This is a genomic window from Streptomyces sp. NPDC058741, from assembly GCF_042746715.1.
Taxonomy (GTDB): Bacteria; Actinomycetota; Actinomycetes; order Streptomycetales; family Streptomycetaceae; genus Streptomyces.
In genome coordinates this window covers 21475-29571 of sequence record NZ_JBHYQH010000023.1, presented here as the reverse complement: position 1 = coordinate 29571, position 8097 = coordinate 21475, and the positions used below count along the sequence as shown (strand labels likewise).

Annotated in this window: 6 protein-coding genes; all 6 read left to right on the top strand. The window is 72.6% G+C overall.

Features of this window, described 5'->3' with window-relative positions; translation table 11 throughout:
- The first annotated feature begins 418 nt into the window (after nucleotides 1-418).
- The 6 genes from ACFW6P_RS19655 (at nucleotide 419) to ACFW6P_RS19630 (ending at nucleotide 8001) form a co-directional block, all read left to right on the top strand.
- Entirely contained in the window at nucleotides 419-1804 is a 1386-nt protein-coding gene (locus ACFW6P_RS19655) for a nitrate/nitrite transporter (RefSeq protein WP_386348594.1), read from the top strand.
- A gap of 117 nt (nucleotides 1805-1921) precedes the next feature.
- A complete protein-coding gene (locus ACFW6P_RS19650) occupies nucleotides 1922-3073 on the top strand; it encodes a uroporphyrinogen-III synthase (RefSeq protein ID WP_386348591.1) in 1152 nt (383 codons plus the stop codon).
- A gap of 284 nt (nucleotides 3074-3357) precedes the next feature.
- Nucleotides 3358-3951 (top strand): CGNR zinc finger domain-containing protein, encoded by a 594-nt coding sequence (locus ACFW6P_RS19645; RefSeq protein WP_386348588.1) that lies wholly within the window; start codon nucleotides 3358-3360, stop codon nucleotides 3949-3951.
- Between the two features lie 352 nt (nucleotides 3952-4303).
- On the top strand, nucleotides 4304-4825 hold the full coding sequence (locus tag ACFW6P_RS19640) for a sigma-70 family RNA polymerase sigma factor (protein ID WP_010039908.1): 522 nt from the start codon (nucleotides 4304-4306) through the stop codon (nucleotides 4823-4825).
- 56 nt (nucleotides 4826-4881) lie between these two features.
- A complete protein-coding gene (locus ACFW6P_RS19635) occupies nucleotides 4882-5655 on the top strand; it encodes an anti-sigma factor family protein (RefSeq protein ID WP_386348586.1) in 774 nt (257 codons plus the stop codon).
- Nucleotides 5656-5715: 60 nt separating this feature from the next.
- Nucleotides 5716-8001 (top strand): HelD family protein, encoded by a 2286-nt coding sequence (locus ACFW6P_RS19630; RefSeq protein WP_386348583.1) that lies wholly within the window; start codon nucleotides 5716-5718, stop codon nucleotides 7999-8001.
- Nucleotides 8002-8097: the final 96 nt, after the last annotated feature.

Genomic DNA, 8097 nt, shown 5'->3' with positions numbered 1-8097 from the left:
CGTACCCCGGTCGGCCCGGACCGGTGCAGTACCCCGGTCGGCTTGCACCGATGCAGTACCCCGGTCGGCCCGGACCGGTGCAGTACCCCGGTCGGCTTGCACCGATGCAGTACCCCGGTCGGCCCGGACCGGTGCAGTACCCCGGTCGGCCCGGACCGGGCCCCTCCGGTGCTCAGCCTCCCGGCGCCCACCCTCAGCCCTACCCGCAGCAGAACCCCAACGGGCAGCCTCCTCAGTGCTGACACGGGCACGGGCACGGGCACCGAAAACACGCCGGAACCTCTCATCCCGCTCCGGCGCGGGGTGAGAGCAACGTTCCCTCGCGGTCACCCGCTGCCACAGTCAGGAAACGCGCCCTCCCTACCTTCGGGACCAGCCACTCGTAGAACGACCGAGTCCCGGAGCAAGTGGAGGCGTCATGACAGGCCCTGACACGGCACCCGCACCCCCGAGCAGGGGCGGACGCTGGATCCGGCACTGGGATCCCGAGAACGAGACGTTCTGGAAGGAGACCGGGGAGAAGACCGCCCGCCGCAACCTCTGGTTCTCCGTCCTGTCCGAGCACATCGGCTTCTCGATCTGGACCCTGTGGTCCGTGCTCGTGCTCTTCATGGGCCCGGAGTACGGACTGACCCCGGCCGACAAGTTCATGCTGACCTCGATGGTCACGCTGGTCGGCGCGGTCGTCCGGGTCCCCTACACCTTCGCCGTCGCGATCTTCGGCGGGCGGAACTGGACGATCGTCTCCGCCACACTGCTGCTGATCCCGACCGTCGCCGCGTTCGTCGTGATGGAGCCGGGCACCTCGTTCTCCACGTTCCTGACGGTGGGTCTGCTCGCCGGCATCGGCGGCGGCAACTTCGCCTCCTCCATGACGAACATCAACGCCTTCTTCCCCCTGCGGAAGAAGGGCTGGGCGCTCGGCCTGAACGCGGGCGGCGGCAACATCGGCGTGCCGGTCGCGCAGCTGGTCGCGCTGGGGATCATCGGCGCGGGCGGTGGTCCGCGGGTGCTGCTCGGCATCTACATCCCGCTGATCGTCGTGGCCGCCACGCTGGCCGCGCTGTTCATGGACAACCTGGAGAACGTCAGGAACGACACCGGTGCCGCCAAGGACGCCGCACGGGACGCCCACACCTGGATCATGTCCCTCCTCTACATCGGCACCTTCGGGTCCTTCATCGGCTACAGCTTCGCCTTCGGCCAGGTCCTGACGAACCAGTTCGGCCGCACCCCGCTGCAGGCCGCCTACGTCACCTTCCTCGGCCCGCTGCTCGGCTCCCTCATCCGGCCCGTCGGCGGCCGGCTCGCCGACCGCTACGGCGGTGCCCGCATCAGCCTGTGGAACTACGTGGCCATGGGCGCCGCTACGGCGGTCCTCATCGGGGCCTCCATCGAGAAGTCGCTGGCGCTGTTCACCGGGGCGTTCGTGGTGCTGTTCGTGCTCAGCGGGCTCGGCAACGGCTCGACGTTCAAGATGATCCCGGGCATCTTCCAGGCCAAGGCGCTGGCCAGGGGACTCACCGGTGAGGCGGCCGCGGCCTACGGGCGGCGGCTGTCCGGGGCGTCCATGGGGCTGATCGGCGCCGTGGGCGCGCTCGGCGGGGTCGGCATCAACCTGGCCTTCCGCCAGTCCTTCCTCTCCTACGGTTCGGGCACCGGGGCGTTCGTCGCCTTCCTCGCCTTCTACGCGGTCTGCTTCGCGGTCACCTGGGCCGTATACCTTCGCCGTACGGCACCCCGGGTACCCGCCGAGACGGCGGCCTCGGAGGCGAAGCCGCAGCTCAGCTATGCGGAGGTGTGACGTAACACCGACGACATCACGCCGATCCGGGCCTGTCACGAGCCGTTGACAGGCTCGATCGGCATGCAGGTACGCCGTACCCAGGCAGGACGACGACGCGAGTGCGGGACGAGAGCCATGTACGAGGAAGAACAGCGACCGGACCACGGGCCCCTCGCGGGTTTCACCGTGGGCGTGACGGCCGCGCGGCGGGCCGACGAGCTGGGGGTGCTGCTCCAGCGGCGCGGTGCCGCCGTCCTGCACGCCCCCGCCCTGCGGATCGTGCCGCTCGCCGACGACAGCGAGCTGCTGGACGCGACGAAGGAGCTGATCCGGCGGGCGCCGGACATCGTGGTCGCCACCACCGCCATCGGCTTCCGGGGCTGGGTGGAGGCCGCCGACGGCTGGGGCCTCGGCGACGACCTGCTGGCGCGGCTGGGCGGCGTACGGATTCTGGCGCGCGGGCCGAAGGTCAAGGGCGCGGTCCGGGCCGCCGGTCTGACGGAGGAGTGGTCCCCGTCGTCGGAGTCCATGGCCGAGGTGCTGGACCGGCTGCTGGGGGAGGGCGTCGACGGGCTGCGCGTCGCGATCCAGCTGCACGGCGAGCCGCTGCCCGGGTTCGTGGAGGCGCTGCGGGAGGGCGGTGCCGAGGTCGTCGGGGTGCCGGTCTACCGCTGGATGCCGCCGGAGGACCTCGCCCCGGTCGACCGCCTCCTGGACGCCACGGTCGCCCGGAGCCTGGACGCGCTCACCTTCACCAGCGCCCCGGCCGCGGCCTCCCTGCTCTCCCGGGCGGAGGACCGCGGACTGCTCCCGGAGCTGCTCGCCGCACTCGGCCACGACGTGCTCCCGGCCTGTGTGGGCCCGGTGACCGCCCTGCCCCTGCAGTCCCGCGGCCTCGACACGATCCAGCCCGAGCGCTTCCGGCTGGGGCCGCTCGTGCAGCTGCTGTGCCGGGAACTCCCCGCACGGACACGCTCACTGCCGATCGCCGGGCACCGGGTGGAGATCCGCGGCCACGCCGTGCTGGTCGACGGCGACCTGCGACCCGTGCCGCCCGCCGGCATGTCCCTGCTGCGCGCCCTGGCCCGCCGCCCCGGCTGGGTCGTCGCCCGCGCCGACCTGCTGCGGGCCCTGCCCGGTTCCGGCCGCGACGAGCACGCGGTGGAAACGGCCATGGCCCGCCTCCGCACGGCCCTCGGCACCCCGAAGCTGATCCAGACGGTGGTCAAGCGCGGCTACCGCCTGGCACTCGACCCGGCGGCGGAGACCAAGTACGCGGACGCCTGAGGGCCGTCGGCAGGAGGAGACCCCGGACGCCCCGAGGCCCGCCGGGGTCGAGCGACACCACGCCGGTGTCCGGAGGCTCGGTGCGGGGCCGGCGGCCGCGGGGTGCGCCGTCCCGTGGCCGGACGCGGGCCCGTCCGGGCCGTGGCGGCGCCCGGCCCGTGCCCAGGGGGTTTCCGGCGCCGTCGCGGGCAGGCAGTGTAGGAGGGAACGGTTTCCCGGCCCCCTCACTGGCGTCTCACCGGAACCCCGCCCGGCCGCGGGGAACCCTAGGCGGTGACAGGCACATGGCACTGGGTACGGCCACGGCCGCGTACGAGCTGCGTTTCGGCGCCGGGCGCGTCTGCCTGGATCTGCTCTCCACCGCGCATCCGGAGGAACGGCTCGACTCCGTGGAGGTGCTGGGGGCCTGGATCACCGGCTCCGGGCTCGTCCCGGCGGGCACCCCGCTCACCCGGGCCGACGCCGCCTGGCCGGCCGCCTTCATCGAACTGCGCGGCCAGATCGACCGGTTGGTGCGCGGCCGGCCGGGCTCCGGCGCGACGACGTACGACTTCGCGCTCGCGCGGGTCAACGACCTGGCCCGCACCGCGCCCCCGGCCCCGCGCGCCGTCCGCGGCGAGGACGGCGGCCTCGTACGGCGGCTGGACGGACCGCCCGGCTGCGCCGGACTGCTCGCGGCCGTCGCCCGGGACGCCGTCGACCTGCTCACCGACCCCGTCGCCCGCGCGGCCCTGCGGCAGTGCGAGGGGGACAACTGCCGGATCGTGTACCTCGACACCTCGCGCGGGCGCAGGAGGCGCTGGTGCTCCAGTGAGGTCTGCGGGAACCGCGAGCGCGTCGCCCGGCACCGCCGTCGCGTGGCACTCGCCCGCGCGTGAAACGGAATTGAATGGTCTGTGCACACGATTCCCTTGTCCCGGTTGCCCCTTCTGCGGCCTCGTCGCCTAAGTGATTTCGCTTACACGTCGTTTACCTACGCTCCCGTAGGGAGAGTCCGGCGCGATCGCTCCGTTGTGGCGGAAATGTAAAGAGAGAGGGGTGGGAATGTGCACCCATGTCCCCCTCGTCACGTCACTCCGAAGAAAATCGCCACCTCTTCTTGAACATCCAACGCCCCCCGTACGTACGGCATGTCGAGCGACCGGCTGGGGGAACCCCCGGACATCGGAGGTGGGCGTGCGCAAGGATTCCGTCGTGGCCAATGAACGTGGACCGAGGGCCCGACATCGCATGTCCCAGCCCTCGGAACCCGACGAGGAGCTGATGCGTGCGCTCTACCGTGAACACGCCGGCCCCCTGCTGGCGTACGTCCTGCGCCTGGTCGCCGGAGACCGGCAGCGCGCCGAGGACGTCGTTCAGGAGACGCTCATCCGTGCCTGGAAGAACGCCGGTCAGCTCAATCGGGCGACCGGATCGGTACGCCCCTGGCTGGTGACGGTCGCCCGGCGCATCGTCATCGACGGCCACCGCAGCCGGCAGGCCCGGCCGCAGGAGGTCGACCCGTCGCCGCTGGAGGTCATCCCCGCGGAGGACGAGATCGACAAGGCGCTGTGGCTGATGACTCTGTCGGACGCACTCGACGACCTGACCCCCGCTCACCGGGAGGTGCTCGTCGAGACGTACTTCAAGGGGCGTACCGTCAACGAGGCGGCCGAGACCCTGGGCATACCCAGCGGAACGGTCCGCTCCAGGGTGTTCTACGCCCTGCGTTCGATGAAGCTGGCACTGGAGGAGCGGGGGGTGACGGCGTGAGTGTTTACGGGGGTAACCAAGGGTTCGGTGCGGGAGGCACGGGTATGTCTGGTCCCATGCAGGGATCCCCGGTGCCGAACGAGCACGAGACCGTCGGCGCCTACGCTCTCGGCATCCTCGACGACGCCGAAGCGACCGCCTTCGAAGCCCACCTCGCCACCTGCGAATGGTGCGCCCAGCAGCTCGACGAGCTGGCCGGCATGGAGCCGATGCTCGCCGCCCTCGCCGACCTGCCCGGCTCCGGCAGCACCCCCGCCATCGGGGAGTCGCTGTCCGCCAAGCCCCGGCCGCGCCTGGTGGAGAAACTGGTCGACGAGGTCGCCGACCGCCGCGCCCGGAAGCGCCGCCGCAACTTCTACATGGTGGCCGCGGCCGGCGCGCTGATCATCGGCGGCCCGTTCGTTGCCGTCGCGACGAACGGCGCGGACGGCGACAGCGGCGGCGCGGAGAACCGCCCGCTCGCGGCGAGCCCCGCCAAGGAGGCCTTCGAGGGCATCTCCGACAAGATCTCCGCCACGGACCCGACCACCAAGGTCTCCGCGACCGTCGCCCTGCAGAAGAAGGACTGGGGCACGGGCACGGTCCTGGAGCTGAAGAACGTCAAGGGCCCGCTGAAGTGCGCCCTCGTCGCGGTCGGCAAGAACGGCGAGCGGGAGACCCTCTCCTCCTGGTCCGTCCCCAACTGGGGCTACGGCGTCCCGGACGCCAAGACGGACAAGGCCAAGGAGCCGCTGTACGTCCAGGGCGGCGCCGCCTTCGAGCCGAACGAGATCGACCACTTCGAGGTCGTCACGTTCGACGGCAAGCGGCTCGTCGAGGTCGACGCGTAGCCTTACCGGGCCCCCTTCGCGTACGGTGGACGGCTGCCCAGCACGTCAGAAGGGGGCCCGGTGGCCGCTCAGGCTCAACAGGGAACCGCGCTCGACTCCCTGAGAGACAGAGAGATCAGCGTCGAACAGGAACACCTCGACCGGGTCTACCGGCGCCTCGAGGAGAAGATCCACGAGGCGGAGTTCCTCATGCGCGACGCGGCCCGGCGCGGCCAGGTCGGCACGCCCGGCGCGCTCGCCGAGCGGGACGCCCAGGTCTTCCGGGCGGGCATCCACCTCAACCGGCTCAACAACGAGTTCGAGGACTTCCTCTTCGGCCGCATCGACCTGCTGCCCGGCAAGGACGGCACCAAGGGGCCCGACGGCGCGTACACCGCCGTCGAGCCCGCCGAGGGCGCGATCGGCGAGGACAACACCGCCGACATCGCCGAGACCCTGCACATCGGCCGCATCGGCGTCCTCGACGCGGACTACGCCCCGCTGGTGATCGACTGGCGCGCCCCGGCCGCCGCCCCCTTCTACCGCTCCACCCCGGTCGACCCGGGCCGGGTCGTGCGCCGCCGCGTCATCCGCTCCAAGGGCCGCCGGGTGCTCGGCGTCGAGGACGACCTGATGCGCCCCGAGCTGACGGCGTTCCTCGACGGCCGGGAGCTGCCCGTCATCGGCGACGGCGCCCTGATGGCCGCGCTCGGCCAGGCCCGCGGCCACACCATGCGTGACATCGTCGCCTCCATCCAGGCCGAGCAGGACCTGGTCATCCGCGCCCCCGCCGCCTCCGTGACCTACGTCGAGGGCGGACCCGGCACCGGCAAGACCGCCGTCGCCCTGCACCGCGCGGCCTACCTCCTCTACCAGGACCGGCGCCGGTACGCGGGCGGCATCCTGATCGTCTCGCCCACCCCGCTGCTCGTCGCCTACACCGAGGGCGTACTGCCCTCCCTCGGCGAGGAGGGCCAGGTGGCGATCCGCGCGATCGGCTCCCTGGTCGACGGCAGCGAGGCCACCGTCTACGACGCACCGTCGGTGGCCCGCGCCAAGGGTTCCTCCCGCATGCTCAAGGTGCTGCGGAAGGCCGCCCGCGGCGCCCTGGAGCTCAGCGACGCACCGGCCCGGCTGCGCGTGGTCGCCTTCGGCCGCCGCCTGGAGCTCGAGGCCGGGGAGCTGGACGGCATCCGCCGCGCCGCCCTGGGCGGCACCGCCCCCGTCAACCTGCTGCGCCCCCGCGCCCGCAAGCTGCTCCTGGACGCCCTGTGGGAGCGCTCCGGCGCGGCCGGCCGGCACACCGACCCGGAGCTCGCCGCCGAGCTGCGCTCCTCCTTCGACGAGGACATCACCGGCGAGGACTCCTTCATCGGCTTCCTCGACGCCTGGTGGCCGGAGCTCACCCCGGCGGCCGTCCTGGACGCCATGGCCGACGAGCGGCGCCTCGGCCGCTGGGCCCGGCGCGTCCTCAACCCCGGCGAGGTCCGCAAGGTCGCCCGCTCCCTCAGGCGCGACGGCCGCTCCGTGCACGACATCGCGCTGCTCGACGAGCTCCAAGCGGTCCTCGGCGCCCCCGCCCGTCCCCGCAGAAGGCGCGAGCTCGACCCGCTGGACCAGCTCACCGGCCTGGAGGAGCTGATGCCGGTGCGCGAGGAGTCCCAGCGCGAGCGGGCCGAACGCCTCGCCCAGGAGCGCACCGAGTACGCGCACGTCATCGTCGACGAGGCCCAGGACCTCACCCCGATGCAGTGGCGCATGGTCGGCCGCCGCGGCCGGCACGCCACCTGGACGGTCGTGGGGGACCCGGCGCAGTCCTCCTGGTCCGACCCGGACGAGGCCGCCGCGGCCCGCGACGAGGCCCTGGGCAGCAGGCCGCGCCGCCGCTTCGAACTCACCGTGAACTACCGCAACCCGGCCGAGATCGCCGAGCTCGCCGCCAGGGTCCTGGCCCTGGCGATGCCCGGCTCCGCGTCCCCGAAGGCGGTCCGCTCCACGGGTGTCGTGCCGCGCTTCACGGTCGTGGAGGACACCCTGGGCGACACCGTCCGAGCGGAGGCCGCCCGGCTGCTGGAGCGCGTCGACGGCACGGTCGGCGTGGTCGTCGCCATGCAGCGCCGCGAGGAGGCCCGCCGCTGGCTCGCCGGACTCGGCGACCGCGTCGTGGCGCTCGGCAGCCTGGAGGCCAAGGGCCTGGAGTACGACGCGACGGTCGTGGTCTCGCCCGCGGAGATCGCCGACGAGTCCCCGGCCGGCCTGCGGGTGCTCTACGTCGCGCTGACCCGGGCCACCCAGCAGCTCACCGTCGTCTCGGCCGACCGCGACGAGCCGGACGCGGCCGGTGTTCCGGACCTCCTCAGGGACTGAGCGGCGACCGGGCCGGGGGTTACCCACATACCGGCGAAATGAACGTGCGGCGCGGGAATGGCCTTACGGGAACTGTTTGTTAGCCTGGACGTGGCA